At 68.6% G+C, this 17,857-nt stretch carries 19 protein-coding genes; 12 read left to right on the top strand and 7 right to left on the bottom strand.

The window, feature by feature from the left end; genetic code table 11:
- Window positions 1-68: 68 nt before the first annotated feature.
- A complete protein-coding gene (locus tag OG474_RS14580; protein ID WP_405062813.1) occupies window positions 69-911 on the top strand; it encodes a hypothetical protein in 843 nt (280 codons plus the stop codon).
- Between the two features lie 61 nt (window positions 912-972).
- Here OG474_RS14580 and OG474_RS14575 read toward each other — a convergent pair whose 3' ends face one another.
- The 4 genes from OG474_RS14575 to OG474_RS14560 all read right to left on the bottom strand — a co-directional run bounded on the left by OG474_RS14575 (window position 973) and on the right by OG474_RS14560 (window position 4,688).
- Window positions 973-2,394 (bottom strand): aromatic amino acid lyase, encoded by a 1,422-nt coding sequence (locus OG474_RS14575; RefSeq protein WP_405062812.1) that lies wholly within the window; start codon window positions 2,392-2,394, stop codon window positions 973-975.
- 45 nt (window positions 2,395-2,439) lie between these two features.
- Window positions 2,440-3,279, bottom strand: coding sequence for a hypothetical protein (locus OG474_RS14570; protein ID WP_405062811.1), 840 nt, complete (start codon window positions 3,277-3,279; stop codon window positions 2,440-2,442).
- A gap of 63 nt (window positions 3,280-3,342) precedes the next feature.
- Window positions 3,343-3,588, bottom strand: coding sequence for a type B 50S ribosomal protein L31 (locus OG474_RS14565; RefSeq protein WP_405062810.1), 246 nt, complete (start codon window positions 3,586-3,588; stop codon window positions 3,343-3,345).
- Complete coding sequence (locus tag OG474_RS14560; RefSeq protein WP_405062809.1) at window positions 3,585-4,688, bottom strand: CobW family GTP-binding protein; 1,104 nt, start codon at window positions 4,686-4,688, stop codon at window positions 3,585-3,587. Before OG474_RS14560 ends, OG474_RS14565 begins: the two co-directional genes overlap by 4 nt.
- Window positions 4,689-4,762: 74 nt before the next feature.
- Between OG474_RS14560 and rpmG the strand changes: the two genes are divergently transcribed.
- Entirely contained in the window at window positions 4,763-4,930 is a 168-nt protein-coding gene (gene rpmG, locus OG474_RS14555; RefSeq protein WP_132405751.1) for a 50S ribosomal protein L33, read from the top strand.
- Window positions 4,930-5,235: a 30S ribosomal protein S14 gene (gene rpsN / locus OG474_RS14550; protein ID WP_405062808.1), complete on the top strand. Its 306-nt coding sequence runs from the start codon at window positions 4,930-4,932 to the stop codon at window positions 5,233-5,235. The genes rpmG and rpsN overlap by 1 nt, the downstream gene beginning before the upstream one ends.
- 228 nt (window positions 5,236-5,463) lie before the next feature.
- On the opposite strand, the gene OG474_RS14545 is transcribed toward rpsN, so the two are convergent.
- From OG474_RS14545 to OG474_RS14535, 3 genes are read right to left on the bottom strand one after another with little or no spacing between them, the layout of a single operon-like run.
- The gene (locus tag OG474_RS14545; protein ID WP_405062807.1) at window positions 5,464-6,222 is read right to left on the bottom strand and encodes an IclR family transcriptional regulator; all 759 of its coding nucleotides are present in this window, start codon (window positions 6,220-6,222) and stop codon (window positions 5,464-5,466) included.
- 23 nt (window positions 6,223-6,245) lie between these two features.
- Window positions 6,246-6,443 carry a hypothetical protein gene (locus tag OG474_RS14540; protein ID WP_405062806.1) on the bottom strand — a complete coding sequence of 66 codons (198 nt, stop codon included), beginning with the start codon at window positions 6,441-6,443 and terminating at the stop codon, window positions 6,246-6,248.
- On the bottom strand, window positions 6,440-7,330 hold the full coding sequence (locus tag OG474_RS14535; RefSeq protein WP_405062805.1) for a GNAT family N-acetyltransferase: 891 nt from the start codon (window positions 7,328-7,330) through the stop codon (window positions 6,440-6,442). Before OG474_RS14535 ends, OG474_RS14540 begins: the two co-directional genes overlap by 4 nt.
- Before the next feature lie 171 nt (window positions 7,331-7,501).
- Between OG474_RS14535 and hutH the strand changes: the two genes are divergently transcribed.
- The 9 genes from hutH to hutI all read left to right on the top strand — a co-directional run bounded on the left by hutH (window position 7,502) and on the right by hutI (window position 17,829).
- Window positions 7,502-9,052 (top strand): histidine ammonia-lyase, encoded by a 1,551-nt coding sequence (hutH, locus tag OG474_RS14530; RefSeq protein ID WP_405062804.1) that lies wholly within the window; start codon window positions 7,502-7,504, stop codon window positions 9,050-9,052.
- 16 nt (window positions 9,053-9,068) lie between these two features.
- The gene (hutU, locus tag OG474_RS14525) at window positions 9,069-10,724 is read left to right on the top strand and encodes a urocanate hydratase (protein ID WP_405062803.1); all 1,656 of its coding nucleotides are present in this window, start codon (window positions 9,069-9,071) and stop codon (window positions 10,722-10,724) included.
- A 135-nt stretch (window positions 10,725-10,859) separates the two neighbouring features.
- Window positions 10,860-11,861 (top strand): ABC transporter ATP-binding protein, encoded by a 1,002-nt coding sequence (locus OG474_RS14520; protein WP_405062802.1) that lies wholly within the window; start codon window positions 10,860-10,862, stop codon window positions 11,859-11,861.
- Window positions 11,858-12,517 (top strand): ABC transporter permease, encoded by a 660-nt coding sequence (locus OG474_RS14515; protein ID WP_405062801.1) that lies wholly within the window; start codon window positions 11,858-11,860, stop codon window positions 12,515-12,517. Before OG474_RS14520 ends, OG474_RS14515 begins: the two co-directional genes overlap by 4 nt.
- Window positions 12,514-13,224, top strand: a complete 711-nt coding sequence (locus OG474_RS14510; protein ID WP_405062800.1) for an ABC transporter permease — start codon at window positions 12,514-12,516, stop codon at window positions 13,222-13,224. The genes OG474_RS14515 and OG474_RS14510 overlap by 4 nt, the downstream gene beginning before the upstream one ends.
- A 21-nt stretch (window positions 13,225-13,245) precedes the next feature.
- On the top strand, window positions 13,246-14,178 hold the full coding sequence (locus OG474_RS14505) for an ABC transporter substrate-binding protein (protein ID WP_405062799.1): 933 nt from the start codon (window positions 13,246-13,248) through the stop codon (window positions 14,176-14,178).
- Window positions 14,175-15,362, top strand: coding sequence for an allantoate amidohydrolase (locus OG474_RS14500; RefSeq protein WP_405062798.1), 1,188 nt, complete (start codon window positions 14,175-14,177; stop codon window positions 15,360-15,362). Before OG474_RS14505 ends, OG474_RS14500 begins: the two co-directional genes overlap by 4 nt.
- Window positions 15,359-16,669 carry a formimidoylglutamate deiminase gene (locus OG474_RS14495; RefSeq protein WP_405062797.1) on the top strand — a complete coding sequence of 437 codons (1,311 nt, stop codon included), beginning with the start codon at window positions 15,359-15,361 and terminating at the stop codon, window positions 16,667-16,669. Before OG474_RS14500 ends, OG474_RS14495 begins: the two co-directional genes overlap by 4 nt.
- On the top strand, window positions 16,666-17,829 hold the full coding sequence (hutI, locus tag OG474_RS14490) for an imidazolonepropionase (protein ID WP_405062796.1): 1,164 nt from the start codon (window positions 16,666-16,668) through the stop codon (window positions 17,827-17,829). Before OG474_RS14495 ends, hutI begins: the two co-directional genes overlap by 4 nt.
- Window positions 17,830-17,857 lie beyond the last annotated feature (28 nt).

Genomic DNA, 17,857 nt, shown 5'->3' with positions numbered 1-17,857 from the left:
AGCGTGCGGTTCGTGAATGTCTGTTTTCTTCAAGACGCAATAGTCGGCGCTGCGAGAGGGTATGCGGTATGGACATCTTCACCGCAGGTCGTGATTTCGTACGTCTCGAGGGTCGGCTGGTCGAGAACCGGCTGTTCGACACCGTCTTCGAGGGGGCTGACCCGGCGTTCGTCGTCGACGCGCTGCGTGGGTATCAGAACGCGGACGGTGGTTTCGGGCACGGGCTGGAGCCGGACAAGCGGTGTCCGGACAGCCTGGGGCTGGACGTGGAGACGGCGTTCGACATCCTGCTCGCGGCCGGTGCCCGGGACGATGAGATGGTCCGCCGGGCGGTGGACTGGCTGGCCTCGGTGGCGACTCCCGAGGGCGCGGTCTCGCTGGCCGCGCCGGTGATCGAGAACTATCCGCGGGCCGCGCATATGAGCGAGTGGACGTACGAGCCCAGTCTCAACCCGACCGCCGGCTTGGTCGGCCGGCTCTACAAGCTTGGTGTCGAGCACCCGTGGCGCTCGTTGGCCGGTGCCTGGTGTGCTGCTCAGTTGGCGGAGGGTCTGCCGACCGAGGCGCATTCGCTCCACGAGGCGTTGGAGTTCCTGGAGCACACCGGCGACGTCGACCTCGAACGCGTTCGGGACTGGCTCCCCAAGCTGTCGTACTTCCGCGCGGATGCGGCCGATCCGTCGTACGGGGTGACGCCTTTGCATCTCGCCTCGACGCCCGACAGCGTGTGGGCCGGCCTGTTCACCCCGGAGCAGCTGGAAGCACACCTCGACCGCCTGATCGCCGACCAGCAACCCGACGGCGGCTGGGCCATCACCTGGGAACCCCCAGGCCAGGCCGCCACCCTCGAATACCGAGGCATCGTCACCGTCGCCGCCCTCCGAACCCTCAAGGCCTACAACCGCCTCTGACCCTGACCGCCCAGCCCACCACCCGGCTATCCATCTGATGGCGGGCGGTGGGGACTGTGATTTAGGCGGATTCGGCGGGGTGTTCTACTTGGCGGTCGCCCCATTGGGTGAGGAGGCCGCGGGCGATTTCCAGGTCTTCGCGGAGGGAGCGGTCGGTGAGGTCGTCGGGGAGGGCGGCCAGGGCGTCGGCGAGCCAGGGGGCGATGGCGGCGGGGGCGAGGTCGTCGGGGGTGAGGCCGGCCAGGCGGACGGCGCGGACGGCGGTGACCAGTTCGCAGGAGATGACTTCGCGGAGGGCGTCCAGGAGCTGCGCGGTCAGTACGGCGGCTTGGGGCGCGAAGCTGGCGTGGTGCTCGGCGCCGCGGGACAAGGTCGCCGTACCGAGTGTCGCCGGCTGGGCGGAGGAACGGACGGCGGCCAGGGCGTCGTGGGCGACGTACTCGATCATCATCACGCCGGAGCTGGCCTCGGCGCCGCTCGCGAGGAAGCGGCTCAGGCCGGTGAAGTCCGGGTCGACCAGGTTGGCGACGCGGGAGGTCGAGAGGGTCGCGACGCTGTGCAGGCTGAGGCGGAGCGAGTCGAGCGCGAGTGCGATCGGCATCGCGTGCCAGTTGCCGTTGTGCAGCACGGTGTCGCCGGCCACCAACGGGTTCTCGGCGGACGCGTTGATGTCGATCCGGAGACTGTTGCCGAGGGCATCCACATGGTCGACGGCCGGACCGAGGACCTGGGCGAACGCGCGGAGGCCGAACGGGTCCTGGATCCGGGCCGGCGGGATCGGCAGACCTTCGAGCAGACCGCGCATCCGGCGGGCCACGCGGACCTGTCCGGGTTGTGGGCGGGCCTCGTGCACGCGGACGTCGTACACCTCGGCGTTGCCGCGCAGGGCGACGTGCGAGAGTGCGCCGACCAGCGGTACGACGTTGATCAGGGTGGCGGCTTCGACGTAGGCGAGGCAGCATTCGGCGAGCGTGAGGGCGTTGCTGGACAGCAGCGGGAGTGCGCTCGTGCCGTCGATGACATCGCCGAGGGCGAGACCGAGTTCGGCCAGCGGACCGAGGTCGCCGGTACCGATCGCGCCGCCGCGATGCAGATCGGGAAGCTCGTCATCGTTGAGCAGGGCAACAATCGCGTCGGCGACCGCCGGCTCGAGACCGGAGCCGCCGGCCGCCAACTGGTTGGCCCGGATCAGCAGGCCGAGCCGGGTGACATCCTTCGGGTACGACGTCGTACCGGTCGTGGAGTGTGAGCCGAGCAGGCGCGCGCCGTGCTCGGGGTCCGAGGTGAGGACGTCGCGGTTGGCGCCGACGCCGGTGGTCCGCCCGTAGACGGGCCGGTGACGAGCCACCTCGGCGACCGCCAGGGCCGACTCGTGCATCCGCTTCCGGGCATCGTCGCCCAGCCGCACCGCGGTCCGCCGCTGCGCCAACGCGACGGCTTCCAACGGCGCCAATCCACCCCCGGACAGCTCCACCGGCTCCATTGCCCCAGTGTGAGACCGCCCACGCCTCGCGGGTAAGCGCCGCGCCTACACCGGTGTCTGAAATCCGAGACGCTCGGGGAGGTTCAGGTCGGGGACGTCTAGCGCGAGGACGGAGAACGGCAGACCCGGGTTCGGGCGTTGGCCGAACTGCGCGTTCACGACCAGCAGGCGATCGCCGGCCAGCGCGAGCGTGCTCGGCGTGGCGAACCGGGGATCGGCGTACTCACCGATGGGGATCGCTTTGCCGTCGTCGGTGAGGCGAAGGGCGGAGAGGAAGTACGACGCGGTCTGCGCGGTCTCGCCGCGGTTGCAGACGCCGATCAACAGGTCGTCGATCAGTAGCAGGCCGTCGGCCGCGTAGTCGGTCGCGATGATCGTCGCCGTACCGTCGGGGTCGATCCGCCAGAGCACCTCATCGCCCTGATCGGCGACGAACAGTACGTCGTCCCGCGCGGTGATGCCGTTCAGATAGGACGACTGGGGGAGCGGGATCGGTACGGGTTCCGGGGCGCGGAGGTCGAACCGCCAGACGATCGGGTGGTTCGAGTCGGTCACGAAGCAGTGATTGCCGACGACCCAGATGTCGTTCAGGTAGCCGTCCACCGCTTGCTGCCAGACCAACTCGCGGGTCTGCAGGTCGAAGCAGTGCAGCAGGCCGGTCTTGCCGCCGCACACCAGGAGCTGGGCGTCGTCGTACAGGGCGAGGCCCAGAGCGACGGAGCAGGTGCCGGGCGGGAGCCAGACCTCGGCGGTCTCCTTGGTCAGTTCACCGCGGAAGATCGTGCCGTCCGCGCTGCTGCCGACGAAGAAGTCGCCGGCCGGGCCGAGCGTGATGCCCTCCGGGTAGACCGCGTCGCCGGGGACGACGTACTGGGAGATCGCCATGACGCGGAGGGTACAAAGCGAAAGGGCCCACCCGCCCCGGGTGAGCCCTCGCGCCGCTTGTGTTTACAGCTGGCCGTAACGCTTCTTGAACTTCTCCACGCGGCCCTGGGTGTCCATCACGCGCTGGTTACCCGTGTAGAACGGGTGGCTGGCGGACGAGATCTCCACGTCGACGACGGGATACGTGTTCCCGTCGTTCCAGACAATGGTCTCGTTGCTCGCGCTGGTCGAACCGGTGAGGAAGCTGAAGTTGCCGGACTTGTCCCGGAAGACGACCCGGCGGTAATCGGGGTGAATGTCCTTCTTCATGCTGCACTACTTCCTTCCAGATAAGGGGCGAACGGATCGGTCAGTGGATGAACCGCTTCGTCCGCACGTAGGACACAACCGTCGAGGCGTGCCCGTAATTCCCGGGTGTCCAGACCGACTCCGGTGATGGAGAGGTACGACGCCCGGTCGCCGTACTCGGGATGCCAATCGAGAGCCGATCGGGCCTGGTGCTGCTGGCCGACGCCGGCCCAGCGGTCCGCGGGCAGATCGGCCAGCCACGGACCCAGTACGCCGATCGAGATGTTGGTGCCGAAGCTGTCCCAGCTCAACCGATTGCGGTGCTGGGTCGCGATCCAGACCGTCCCGCGGCCACGCGCCGTACCGGTCACTAGATCCTCGAGAACCTCGTAGAGCCGCTCGGGGTGGAACGGGCGCGCGGACTGCCAGACCAGCGTGCTGACCAGCTCGTCCTCGCGGATCGGTGCAGTAATAGAGCCCGGCTCGGTGCGAGTCTCGGCCGCATCCGGGTCGTGCAACCGGACGGCGAGGAGGCCGTCAGGTGTGGTCTGCACCCGCGCCTGCGGGTTGATCGCCTCGATCAGGGCCTTCGTGGTCGCGTCGTCACTGCTCAGTACGACGGCGTCGGCGTACTCGAGTTGGCGGGCGACGACCTCGGCGATGACCCGACCGTCCTCGGCGGCGGTCGCGATCCCGCGGTCCTGGATGAACTGGTCGCCGGTGAGGTCGGCGACCACGGTCGTGGTGTCGGCGGTGGCGATCACCACGTCGACCCGGAGCTCGGCCTCGCGGGCGATCTCCTCCGCCACGGACTGCGAGTCCCCGGCTCCAGGCACCGACACGATCGCAACGTCGTACCGGTCGACGGCGGCGATGCTGTTGAGCAACTCGACCAGCGTCCTGCGCATCGCGCACGACACACAGGGATGCCCCATCCGGATCGTCTCCTGGTCGATCACCCCGGTCGCCGTCCGCGCGATCCGCACGACATAGCCCGCGCCGAGGCTGCTCACGTCGTACTCGACCAGGACGCCGTTCGGGCCCGCGGCGGCCAGCAGGTTCGATCCCACGGCCCCTCGGAACTCCTCGTCGACGCCGGTCAGCAGGGTCACCGGCAGCATCCGCACTCCTACCTTATTGAAAATGATTACCAGTACAAGGTACACTGTGTGCCGTACTTGAGGAAAGGAACAGCATGGCCAAGCACAACGAACTCCGGCCGATCGTCAAGCTCCGTAGCACGGCGGGGACCGGCTTCACCTATGTAACGCGGAAGAACCGCCGGAACAATCCCGACCGGCTGGTCATCCGCAAGTACGACCCCAAGCTGCGCCAGCACGTCGACTTCCGCGAAGAGCGCTGATGGCCAAGACAAGCAAGATCGCCAAGAACGAACAGCGCAAACGGATCGTCGCCCTGTACGCCGATCGTCGCGCCGAACTCAAACGCGTCATCGCGGCCCCCGCCTCCTCCTTCGAGGAGCGCACGGCCGCCCAGTTGAAGCTCCAAAAGCTCCCCCGCGACGCCAGCCCCATCCGCATCCGCAACCGGGATGTCGCCGACGGCCGCCCCCGCGGCTACCTCCGCAAGGCCGGCATCTCCCGAGTCCGCTTCCGCACCATGGCCCACCGAGGCGAACTCCCCGGCATCACCAAGTCCTCCTGGTAACACCCCCGACCCGCCGCGACGTGGATGCCGCGGCCCCCGACGACCCTCCGAGCTCAGGTGGCTCGGAGGGTCGTCGTACGTCTACCGGAAGCGACCTGGGATGACGCCGACGTCGAGGTCCCCGCCATCCACCCTCCTGCGCCGCGTCTTTGTGCACCCACCAGTCGTTTTCGGGCTGCGGAAATGGTTGGTGGGTTCTCAAAGTTGCGGTTCGTGCTCAAGGGCGGGTCAGCCGTGCAGTCTGCGGGTGAGGGCGTTGGCGGCTTGGCGGAGGCGGTGGGTCAGGTGGAGGCGGTCGGCCGGGGTGAGGGTGTCGGTGCGGAAGGTTACGGAGATGGCGGCGGCGGGGTGGCCGGCGTGGTCGAGGGCGGCGGCTGCGAGGGAGGCCAGGCCGGGGGTGATGTGGCCTTCTTCGTAGGCGTAGCCCTGGCGTTTTTCGTCCGCGAGGAGACGTCTTAGCTGGGTCAGGGATTCGGGGCCTTGGTCGGTCCGGCGGACGAAGGACTCGGGGGTGGGGAAGAGGGCTCGGACCTGGGCAGGCGGCAACTCTGCGAGGAGGGCTCGGCCGGAGGCGGTGAGGGTGGCGGGGAGGCGGACGCCCACGTCGGTGACGAGGGTGACGGGGCGTGGGGGTTGCTCTTTGAGCAGGTAGACGAGTTCGCGGCCGTGCAGGACGCCCAGGTGGGCGGTCTGGCCGATCTCGGCGACGAGCTGGCCGAGCAGCGGGCGGGCCAGGCGTTCGAGGGGGTCGTGGCGGAGGTAGGCGGAGCCGATCTCGAAGGCGGCGACGCCGAGGCCGTACCGCTTCTCCTCGGGGAGGTGGACGATGAAACTCTCGTCCATCATTGCCCGGAGCAAGTGGTACGTCGACGAGCGTGGCAGGCCGACCGCGGAGGCGATGCGCTCCATCGGTACCGGCCCGGGCTGGGTCGCCAGGAACGTCAGCACCCGCAGGGTACGGGTCGAGGCGGGAACGTTGCCGCTCACAACGGCAGGGTAACCGGCCTGTCTCAGATTCCGGACGATTGCCGAGCCGAATTCTTTCGCGGCCGTCGACGGACCCACCACCGCAACAATTCGCCGGCGGTCGCGAAGGCGAACAAACCGCCCGCGATCGCCCAGTCGAAGGAGTCGTCACCGGAGAGCAGGAAGCCGACGCCGAGCGACAACCCCAGGAAGAACAGCAGGGTCAGCGCGAACCGGATCACAGGTCCTTCTCCGCGGTCCACGCCGAGCCCGACTCGCGGTATCCGAGCCATCGATTGACCGCGAGCATCGGCACGTTCGCCGCGTCGTTCCCGGTCAAGGCAGTCACCATCCCAGCATCCCGGGACGCCGCCAAGGCGTGCGACTTCACGATCTTGGCCAGCCCGCGGCCCCGGGCGGACGGCACAGTTCCGGTCAAGTTGGACCAGATCACTCGCCGGTCCGGGTCGACGGTGGTCGACACGAAGGACTGCACGTCCTCCCCGTCGACCACGGCAAAGCTCAGGTCGCGCCGCAGGTCGGGGTGGTTCCACGCTCGCGCCAGCCACTCGTCGTACCCGCCGCCGCTCGACAGGCCGCTCGGGTCGTCATCCCGTACGGCGACCTCCGCCTCGTGCAGTCGTTCCGGCGACAGCGCGTCGTACGTGACGAGCCGTAGGCCGTCGGGCACGGGAAGCGGATCCGGGGCAGTGCTCAGGTCGGCCTGCGAATGGCTCATCCGCCGGCCGATCGTGAAGCCGTGCTTGGTCGCGAAGTCGAGCGAGTCGTCGTTGGCCACCGTCAGCAGTCGCGCGGCGCCGGCCGCGGCGGCCCGGTCGACGACACGCGCCACCAAGGCGGTGCCGATCCCATTGCGGCGTACGGCCGGAGGAACCTGTACGGCGATCCGCACCCGCGGCGCCTGATCAGCCGGATCGGGGAGGTGGAGGTTCGCGTAACCGACCACCTCGGACCCGGCGACGGCGATCAGTACGATCCGGCCCTGGTTGTTGCGGAGTTCGGCCTCGATCCCGCGTGCGGTCTTCACCAACTGCGGCATCGCGGCCGCCCAGACCGCCGCGATCCCGGCCGCATCCCCCGGCTCCGCCGTCCGGATCTCGAACACCATCCACCCACCGTAGTCGCGCCCAGGGTCCACAGGCCTTGAGCACGGTTCAGTCATTTCGCGGCGAAAAAGGTGGTCGAGTCGTGCTCAAGGCGAGCGATATGTCTCAGACCCGAGACAGAACCCGCGTGTCACCGGCTGTCGGCAAGCCGGTCCAGGGGGTCCAATGAGCGGGTGGAACAGACCAGCAGCACGGTGATCGTCGGAGTCGGCCCGCTGACAGCGGCCGAGGTCGTCGCGGTGGCGCGGCACGGAGCCCAGGTCCGGATCAGCGACCAGGCGCTCGAGGAGATCGCGAAGTCGCGGGCCGCGATCGAGGCCCTGGCGCACGCGGACACCCCGCACTACGGCGTCTCCACCGGCTTCGGTGCGCTCGCGACGCGGCACATCGCGCCGGAGCTGCGGGCCCAGCTGCAGCGCAGCCTGGTCCGATCGCACGCCGCCGGCTCGGGCCCCGAGGTCGAGACCGAGGTCGTCCGCGCCCTCGCGCTCCTCAGACTGTCCACTCTCTCTACCGGGCGCACGGGTGTGAAGGTCGAGACGGCTCAGGCGTACGCCGGTCTGCTCAACGCGAAGCTCACTCCGATCGTGCACGAGTACGGCAGCCTCGGTTGTTCCGGCGACCTCGCCCCGCTGTCGCATGTCGCGCTCGCGGTGATGGGTGAAGGTCAGGTCCGCGATGCCGACGGCAACCTTCGCGACGCCGGCGAGGCCCTGCAGGCTCACGGCCTCCAGCCGGTGGTCCTGGCTGAGAAGGAAGGACTCGCGCTGATCAACGGCACCGACGGCATGCTCGGCATGCTGGTGCTCGCGCTCGCCGACCTCGACCGACTCGTGAAGACGGCCGACATCGCCGCCGCGATGAGCGTCGAAGGTCAGCTCGCCACCGACCGCGTCTTCGCCGCCGAACTCCACGCCCTGCGTCCGCAGGTCGGCCAGGGTGTGTCCGCGGCCAACCTGCGCACGATCCTCACCGACAGCGGCATCGTCGCCAGCCACCGCGGCCCCGACTGCAACCGCGTCCAGGATGCTTACTCCTTGAGGTGTTCGCCCCAGGTCCACGGTGCCGTTCGCGACACCGCGGCCCATGCGGCCACTGTCGCCGAGCGCGAACTCGCCTCCGCGATCGACAACCCCGTCGTACTGCCCGATGGCCGGGTCGAGTCCAACGGCAACTTCCACGGCGCTCCGGTCGGCTACGTGCTCGACTTCCTCGCGATCGCGGTGGCAGACCTCGCGAGCATCAGCGAACGCCGTACCGATCGCTTCCTCGACGTCTCCCGCAACCACGGTCTGAACGCCTTCCTGGCCGACGATCCCGGCGTCGACTCCGGGCACATGATCGCGCAGTACACGCAGGCCGCGATCGTCTCCGAGCTGAAGCGCCTCGCCGTACCGGCCAGCGTGGACTCGATCCCGAGCAGCGCGATGCAGGAGGACCACGTCTCGATGGGCTGGTCGGCCGCGCGCAAGCTCCGCAAGTCGATCGACGGGCTCCAGCGGGTGCTCGCGATCGAGATCCTGACCGCCGCCCGCGCACTCGATATGCGCGCACCGCTCACCCCGTCGCCCGCCACGGCCGCCGTACGGGATGCCCTTCGGGTGTACGTCGAGGGTCCCGGGACCGACCGTCACCTGTCCCCGGAGATCGAGCACTCCGTCCGCTTGGTTGCCGACGGCACCTACCTCACCATCGCCGAGGCCGTCACCGGCCCGCTCCTCTAGAAAGGCTGGATCACCCATGTCCGGACCCCGTCCTGTACGCGCCGCCCGCGGTACGACGCTGACCGCTCGCGGCTGGCAGCAGGAAGCCGCGCTGCGGATGCTGCAGAACAACCTCGACCCCGAGGTTGCCGAGCACCCCGACGAGCTGGTCGTGTACGGCGGTTCCGGCAAAGCGGCCCGGGACTGGAACTCGTTCGACGCGATGGTCCGCACGCTGACCACGCTGAAGGCCGACGAGACCATGCTGGTCCAGTCGGGCCGGCCGGTCGGCGTCATGCAGACCCACGAGTGGGCGCCGCGGGTGCTGCTCGCGAACTCGAACCTGGTCGGCGACTGGGCCAACTGGGAGGAGTTCCGCAAGCTCGACGCGCTGGGCCTGACCATGTACGGCCAGATGACGGCCGGGTCGTGGATCTACATCGGCACCCAGGGCATCCTGCAGGGCACGTACGAGACCTTCGCCGCCGTGGCCGCGAAGAAGTTCGGCGGCACGCTCGCCGGGACCGTCACGCTGACCGCGGGACTCGGCGGCATGGGTGGCGCGCAGCCGCTGGCCGTCACGATGAACGACGGCGTCGCGATCTGCATCGACGTCGACTCCACCCGGATCGATCGACGGATCGAGCACCGCTACCTCGACGTACGGGCGTCTTCTGTCGACGAAGCGCTGACGCTGGCCGAAGAGGCGCGTAAGGCGCGGCGGCCGCTGTCGATCGGTGTGCTGGGGAACGCGGCCACGATCGTGCCGGACCTGCTGCAGCGCGGCGCGCCGATCGACATCGTCACCGACCAGACGTCGGCGCACGACCCGCTGATGTATCTGCCGGTGGGCGTCGACTTCGACGACTGGGTGACCGCCCGGGAGAAGGACCCGGCCGGATTCACCGAGCGCGCGCAGGAGTCGATGGCTCGGCACGTCGAGGCGATGGTCGGCTTCCAGGACGCCGGCGCCGAGGTGTTCGACTACGGCAACTCGATCCGCGACGAGGCCCGCAAGGCCGGGTACGCGCGGGCGTTCGAGTTCCCCGGGTTCGTTCCGGCGTACATCCGGCCGTTGTTCTGTGAGGGCAAGGGCCCGTTCCGGTGGGCGGCGCTGTCGGGGAACCCGGCGGACATCGCCAAGACCGACCAGGCCATTCTCGACCTGTTCCCGGACAACGAGCACCTGACCCGCTGGATCAAGATGGCCGGTGAGCGGGTCGCCTTCCAGGGCCTGCCGGCGCGGATCTGCTGGCTCGGTCAGGGCGAGCGGGACAAGGCGGGCGTGCGATTCAACGACATGGTCGCCTCGGGTGAGCTCGAGGCGCCGATCGTGATCGGCCGGGACCACCTGGACACCGGCAGTGTGGCCTCGCCGTACCGCGAGACCGAAGGAATGCTCGACGGCTCGGACGCGATCGCGGACTGGCCGTTGCTGAACGCGATGGTGAACGTCTCGTCCGGCGCGTCGTGGGTGTCGATCCACCAGGGCGGCGGCGTCGGGATGGGCCGGTCCATCCATGCCGGTCAGGTGTCGGTTGCCGATGGCACCGATCTGGCCCGGCAGAAGCTGGAACGGGTACTCACCAACGATCCGGCCATGGGCGTGATCCGCCATGTCGACGCCGGCTATGACAAAGCTGGCCGCGTCGCCGCCGAACGCGGGGTCCGGATTCCGATGCAGGAGTCCTGACCGGCTGCGACCGGTCAATTCCCTACCGTTATGGTGCACTTTCCCGTGGACCGAGATTCCGGCTCATCCAGAGTTTTTGGGGGATCGGTCCGCTAGGGTCATTCGGGCGACGGACGACAAGCGCGAAGGGGCGCCATGATCGAGTTCGAGGACGTCACCAAGAGGTATCCGGACGGCACAGTGGCCGTCGACAACTTGTCCCTGCGGATCCCGAGCCACCAGATCACCGTGTTCGTCGGCCCGTCGGGCTGCGGCAAGACCACGTCGCTGCGGATGATCAACCGCACCATCGAGCGGACCAGCGGGACGATCTCGATCGACGGTGAGGACATCAACAGCAAGGACGCCGTGACGCTTCGCCGCGGCATCGGCTACGTGATCCAGAACGCCGGCCTGTTCCCGCACAAGACCGTGGTGGAGAACGTCGCCACCGTGCCGAAGCTGCTGGGCTGGGACAAGCGCAAGGCACACAGTACGGCGATGGAGCTGCTCGAGCGGGTCGGTCTCGACCTCAGAATGGCCGAGCGCTACCCGGCCCAGCTGTCCGGGGGCCAGCAGCAACGAGTCGGCGTGGCCCGCGCGCTCGCGGCCGATCCGCTGATCATGCTGATGGACGAGCCGTTCAGCGCGGTCGACCCGATCGTGCGCGACCAGCTGCAGGAGGAGTTGCTGCGGCTGCAACGCGACATCGGCAAGACGATCGTGTTCGTCACGCACGACATCGACGAGGCGATCAAGCTCGGTGACAACATCGCCGTACTGCGCGTGGGTGGGAAGCTGGCGCAGTTCGCACCGCCGTCGGAGTTGCTGGCGAACCCGGTCGACGACTTCGTCGAGAGCTTCATCGGCAAGGACCGCGGTTACCGCGCTCTGACGTTCGTGACGGCCGACGAGTTGCGACTGAGCGACGTACCGGCTGAGCTGAAGGTGGCCGCGGACGGTTCGCCGGTGGGCTGGGTGAACGGCGCGGCCGGGCTCGAGCCGGTGGGCGCGACCTTCCAGCGGGGTGACTCGTTGCGCGCCGCACTCGACGCCGTACTGACATCGCCGGTCGGCAAGGGCGTCTGCGTCGACGAGACCGGCAAAGCGGTCGGCGTGATCGAGTACGCCACCCTCACCGAAGCTTTGACCTCATGACCTGGGTAGGGGACAACTCGCAGCTGATCTGGGATCAGCTGCGCGAGCATCTCTATCTTTCGCTCCTCCCGATGTTCCTCGGCCTGCTGATCTCCTTGCCCCTCGGGTACGTCGCCACTCGTTACAGCTGGTTGGCGAATCCGCTGGTGGCGCTCGGCGGCGTGCTCTACTCGTTGCCGTCGATCGCGCTGTTCATCGTGCTGCCGGCGATCCTCGGCACCGGAATCCTCTCGCCGATCAACATCATCGTGGCGCTGACGATCTACGCGGTGTCGCTGCTGATCCGGAACGTGATCGACGGACTCCGCTCCGTGCCCGAGGACGTGCTGCAGGCCGCAGTGTCGGTGGGCTATGGAACGCTGCGAAGAGTGCTGACCGTCGACTTCCCGATCGCGATCCCGGTGATCTTCACCGGGCTGCGCGTCGTCACGGTCGCGAACATCTCGATGGTCAGTGTCGGCGCGATCATCGGCATCGGCGGGCTGGGTGAGCTGTTCACGCTGGGCTTCCAGCAGGACTTCCTGACCCCGATCGTCGTCGGCGTCGTGCTGTCCCTGCTGCTGGCGCTGGTGTGCGACATCATCCTGGTCGGCCTACAGCGGCTACTGACGCCGTGGGCCCGCGCTGTCGCCCCCGTGAAGGAGACGATCGCATGATCCAGGGCCTGTTCGACTTCCTCGGCGACTCGGTCAACTGGTCGGGTTCCGAAGGAATTCCCACCCGGCTGGTCGAGCACCTGACCTACACCTTCCTGTCGCTCGTGATCGCCGCGGTGATCGCGTTCCCGATCGGTCTGCTGATCGGTCACACCCGACGTGGTGCCTTCGTCGCGATCAACACGGTGAATGCCTGGCGGGCGCTGCCGACCCTCGGTCTGCTGACGTTGATCGTGCTGCTGATCGGCATCGGCCAGGTGCCGGTGATCATCGCGCTGGTGGTGCTCGGCATCCCGCCGATCCTCGCCTCGACGTACGCCGGAGTCGCCGGAGTCGACCGGAACACGATCGACGCGGCCCGCGGGATGGGCATGACCGGGCGGGAGATCCTCACCAAGGTGGAGATCCCGATCGCGATGCCGCTGATCATCTCGGGACTGCGCAGCGCGACGCTGCAGATCGTCTCCACGGCGACTGTGGCGGCGTTCGTCGCGCTCGGTGGGCTCGGGCGGTACGTGATCGACGGGCTGGGCGTCCGGGACTTCCCGCAGATGCTGGCCGGCGCCCTGATGGTCGCGGTGCTCGCGATCGTGCTCGACCTGGCCTTCGCCCTCATCGGTCGTTATGCGGTCTCCGCCGGGCTCACCGGCAGACTGCGCAAGAACGTCAATACCTCAACGGCGCCGGCACCGGCCGGCGTGAACTGAGAACGGACCCTGGAGGATCCCGTGTTCAGAAGAACCTTCATCCGCAGTGCCATCGCCGCGACGGCCGTGCTCGGTCTCGCGGCCTGCGGAAACGGTGGCGGTGACCCGCTGGCGGGCGGTGGCGACGCCGGCGGTTCGGCCCCGGCCAAAATCGACTCGATCACGATCGGCTCGGCGAACTTCGCCGAGAGCCAGGTGCTCGCCGAGATCTACGGCCAGGCGCTCGAGGCCAAGGGCATCAAGGTGACCAAGAAGCTCAACATCGGCGCCCGTGAGGTCTACATGGCCGCCATCCAGGACAAGTCGATCGACCTGCTCCCGGAGTACACGGGCGCGACCCTGGTCTACTTCAAGAAGGACGCCCCGGAGAACGAGGCCGAGGCCGTCTACAAGGCGATCCCCGGCGTGCTGCCGAAGGGCCTCGAGGTGCTGGACAAGTCGCCGGCCGCCGACGAGGACGCGATCGTGGTCACCAAGGCGACCGCCGACAAGTACAACCTGAAGTCGATCGCGGACCTGAAGCCGATCGCCAAGGACCTGGTCGCCGGCGGCGGTCCCGAGTTCAAGACCCGCAAGGCGGGCGTGGCGGGCATGAAGGACGTGTACGGCATCGAGTTCAAGTCGTTCAAGCCGCTCGACCCGGGCGGTCCGCTGAGCAAGAAGGCCCTGCTGGACAACACGATCCAGGTCACCCAGTTCTTCACCACCCAGTCGACGATCAAAGAGAACAACTTCGTCATCCTGGAGGACCCGCAGCACATCCACCTGCCGAACAACATCGTTCCGCTGATCCGCACCGACCACAAGAGCCCGGACGTCGCGGCCACGCTGAACGCCGTACAGGCCAAGCTGACCACCGACGGCCTGACCGATCTGGTCAAGCGCATCGACGACGGCAAGGAGAGCGCCGACGCGGTGGCCAAGGACTGGCTGTCGAAGAACCCGCTGTCTTGAGTTTCGAGAAACTGTGGGCGGACCAGTCCGCCATCGGGCGTGACGCCGAGACCGGCGGCTACACCCGAGGCGGCTGGACCCCGTCCGAACGTGAAGCGACCACCTGGTTCCTCGACCAGTGCGCGGCCCGGGACCTGTCCGTCGAGTCCGACGGTCTCGGCAATCTGATCGCCTGGTGGGGTGTTGCGGACCGGCCTGGTGTCGTGACCGGTAGCCACCTCGACTCCGTGATCGACGGCGGCGCTTTCGACGGTCCTCTCGGGGTGGTGTCGGCGCTGGCGGCTGTTGATCAGTTGCGGCGCGACGGCTTCACCCCCTCCGTGCCGATCGGGGTCGGGGCGTTTGTGGAGGAGGAGGGGTCCCGGTTCGGGATGCCTTGTCTGGGGTCTCGGGTTGCTGCTGGTGTGCTTCCCGCCGAGAAGGCGCTGGCGTTGTCGGATCGTCAGGGTGTCACCTTGGCGGCGGCTCTCGAGGCTGCGGGGACCGACCCGGCCGGCGTTGGACCTTCGCCGTTGCTCGAGCGGATGGGGACGTTTGTCGAGCTGCACGTCGAGCAGGGGCGCGGGTTGACCGCGCCCGTCGGCGTTGCGAGCTCCATCTGGCCGCACGGGCGGTACCGGTTCACCTTCGAGGGTGAGGCGAACCATGCCGGCACCACGTTGATGGAGGACCGGCACGACCCGATGCTCACCTACGCGATGACCGCGCTGGCCGCGAACAAGCAGGCCCGGCTCGCCGGTGCGCGCGCCACGTTCGGTCGGCTGTCGGTCGAGCCGAACGGGACGAACGCCGTACCGTCTCGGGTGATCGCTTGGCTGGACGCTCGAGCTGCTGACACTGCCACGCTTGAGTCGTTGCTAGCGGCAATCACTCGGCAGGCGGTCGAACGAGCCGAACGCGACGGTACGACGGTGGCCGTCGTACCGGAGTCGGTGTCGCCGATCGTCGATTTCCCAGCTGGGCTTCGGGACCGGTTGGTCGGCGTACTGGACGGTGCGCCGGTGCTGCCGACCGGGGCCGGGCATGACGCCGGGGTGTTCTCGGCGGCCGGGATTCCGACCGCCATGCTCTTCGTTCGCAATCCGACCGGCATCTCGCACTCGCCTGCTGAGTTCGCCGAAGAGGATGACTGTCTGGCCGGCGTCGAGGCGCTGGCCGCCGTACTGAAGGATCTCGCGCAGTGACGTCGTACTGGTGCTCGACCGCCCTCCTGCCCACCGGCGTCGCCTCGGGGGTCCTGGTGACCGTGGCCGACGGCCGCATCACTGCGGTCTCGGTCGGCGCGGAGCCCGGCGACGCCGTCAGGCTGGGCGGCTTGGTGCTGCCTGGGTTGGCGAATTGCCACAGCCACGCCTTCCACCGTGCGCTGCGCGGGCGGACGCAGACTGAACGCGGGACGTTCTGGACTTGGCGTGAGCAGATGTACGCCGTTGCGTCGGCGCTGACTCCTGACACGTACTACGCCTTGGCGCGCGCCGTGTACGGCGAGATGCTGCTGGCCGGGATCACCGCGGTGGGGGAGTTCCACTACCTGCACCACGCGCCGGGCGGCCGCCGGTACGACGACCCGAACGCGATGGGCGCGGCGCTGATCGCGGCTGCGCGGGACGTCGGGATGCGGATCACGCTGCTCGACACCTGCTATCTCGCGGGGGGAATCGACCAGCCGCTCAACGAGGTTCAGCAGCGGTTCAGCGATGGTGATGCTGCGTCGTGGGCTGCTCGGGTCGCTGCTTTGAAGGGCGCGGACGACGTCGTGATCGGAGCGGCGGCGCATTCGGTGCGCGGGGTTCCGCAGGATCAGCTGGGGGCGGTTGCTTCCGCGTTTCCCGACGTACCGCTGCATATTCATCTGTCCGAGCAGGTCGCGGAGAATGCGGCTTGCCTGGAGGCTTACGGGCGGACGCCGTCGCAGGTGCTCGATGAGGTTGGGTTCCTGAGTGGGCGGACGAGTGCTGTGCACGCGACGCATCTGACGCCGGTCGATGTCGGCCTGCTGGGGAGTTCCGCGACGTACTCGTGCTTCTGCCCGACCACCGAGCGCGACCTCGCCGACGGCATCGGCCCGTCCGTGGCGCTGCGCGATGCGGGATCGCGGTTGACTCTCGGGTCGGACAGTCATGCGGTGATTGATCTTTTCGAGGAGATGCGCGCGGTCGAGCTGGACGAGCGGCTGGCGTCGCAGGAGCGCGGTCATTGGTCCGCGCCGGAGCTCTTCGCGGCAGCGACCGTGGACGGGCACCGGTCGATCGGTTTCGCCGACGCCGGGGTGATCGAGGTGGGCGCACGCGCCGACCTGGTCGCAGTACGGCTCGACAGCATCCGTACGGCGGGGACCGGCGGGACCGTGGAGACGGCGGTGTTCGCGGCCTCGGCGGCGGATGTGGCCGACGTCGTCGTGGACGGCCGTCATCTGGTTGCTGATGGCAAGCATGCGAATCTGGATGTACCCGCCGAGCTGGCGGCGTCGATCGGAGCGGTTACGACATGAGTTCTTTGCTGGTGACCGGGATCGGTTCGCTGGTGACCAACGATCCGGCGCACGGCGGGCTGATCGGCGAGATTCTCGATGCAGCGCTGGTGGTTGCGGGTGGCAAGGTCGCGTGGGTCGGCTCGCGTTCTGATGCGCCGGAGGCCGACAACGCGATCGATGTGGCTGGGCGGGCGGTGATCCCGGGGTTCGTCGATTCGCATTCGCATCTGGTGTTCGCTGGTGACCGGGCCGAGGAATTCGCCGCGCGGATGACCGGGACGCCGTACTCGGCCGGCGGGATCCGGACGACGGTGGCGGCCACCCGGCAGGCGACCGACGAGCAGCTGACCGCCAACGTCGCGCGGCTCGTCACCGAGATGCGGCGGCAGGGGACGACCACTGTCGAGATCAAGTCCGGGTACGGGCTGACGGTCGCGGATGAGGCTCGGGCGCTGGAGATCGCGCGGCAGTTCACCGACGAGACGACGTACCTGGGCGCACACGTCGTGCCGGCCGACTACGCCGACGACCCGGCGGGGTACGTCGACCTGGTCACCGGGCCGATGCTCGACGCGGTCGCCGGGCACGCCAAGTGGATCGACGTCTTCGTCGAACGCGGCGCCTTCGACGCGGACCAGGCCCGGACTATTCTGAAGGCCGGGATCGCCCGCGGCCTGCAACCGCGAGTCCACGCCAACCAGCTCGGCGAGGGCCCCGGGGTTCAGTTGGCCTGCGAGCTCGGCGCCGCTGCCGCTGACCACTGCACCTACCTCACGGACGCCGACATCGACGCCCTCGCCCAGACCGGCGTCGTCGCCGGCCTGCTCCCGGCCATCGAGTTCTCCACGCGCTCGCCGTACCCGAACGCCCGCCGCCTCATCGACGCCGGCGTCACCGTAGCCCTGGCCACCGACTGCAACCCCGGCTCCGGCTACTCCTCCTCCATCCCCTTCTGCCTCGCCCTCGCCGTCCGCGACATGCACATGACCCCCGCTGAAGCCCTCTGGTCCGCCACCGCCGCCGGCGCAAAATCCCTCCGCCGCACCGACATCGGCTACCTCACTCCCGGCGCCCAAGCCAACTTCGCCGTACTCGACGCCCCCACCTACCTACACCTCGCCTACCGCCCAGGCGTCCCGCTGGTCCGGCAGACCTACGTGGCCGGGAGGCCGGTGTAGCTCCCGCACTGACCAAGCACCAGATCAG

This window comes from Kribbella sp. NBC_01505 (assembly GCF_045040285.1).
Lineage (GTDB): Bacteria > Actinomycetota > Actinomycetes > Propionibacteriales > Kribbellaceae > Kribbella.
The sequence above is the reverse complement of the archived record's forward strand: the minus strand, read 5'-3'. Positions and strand labels throughout refer to the sequence as shown.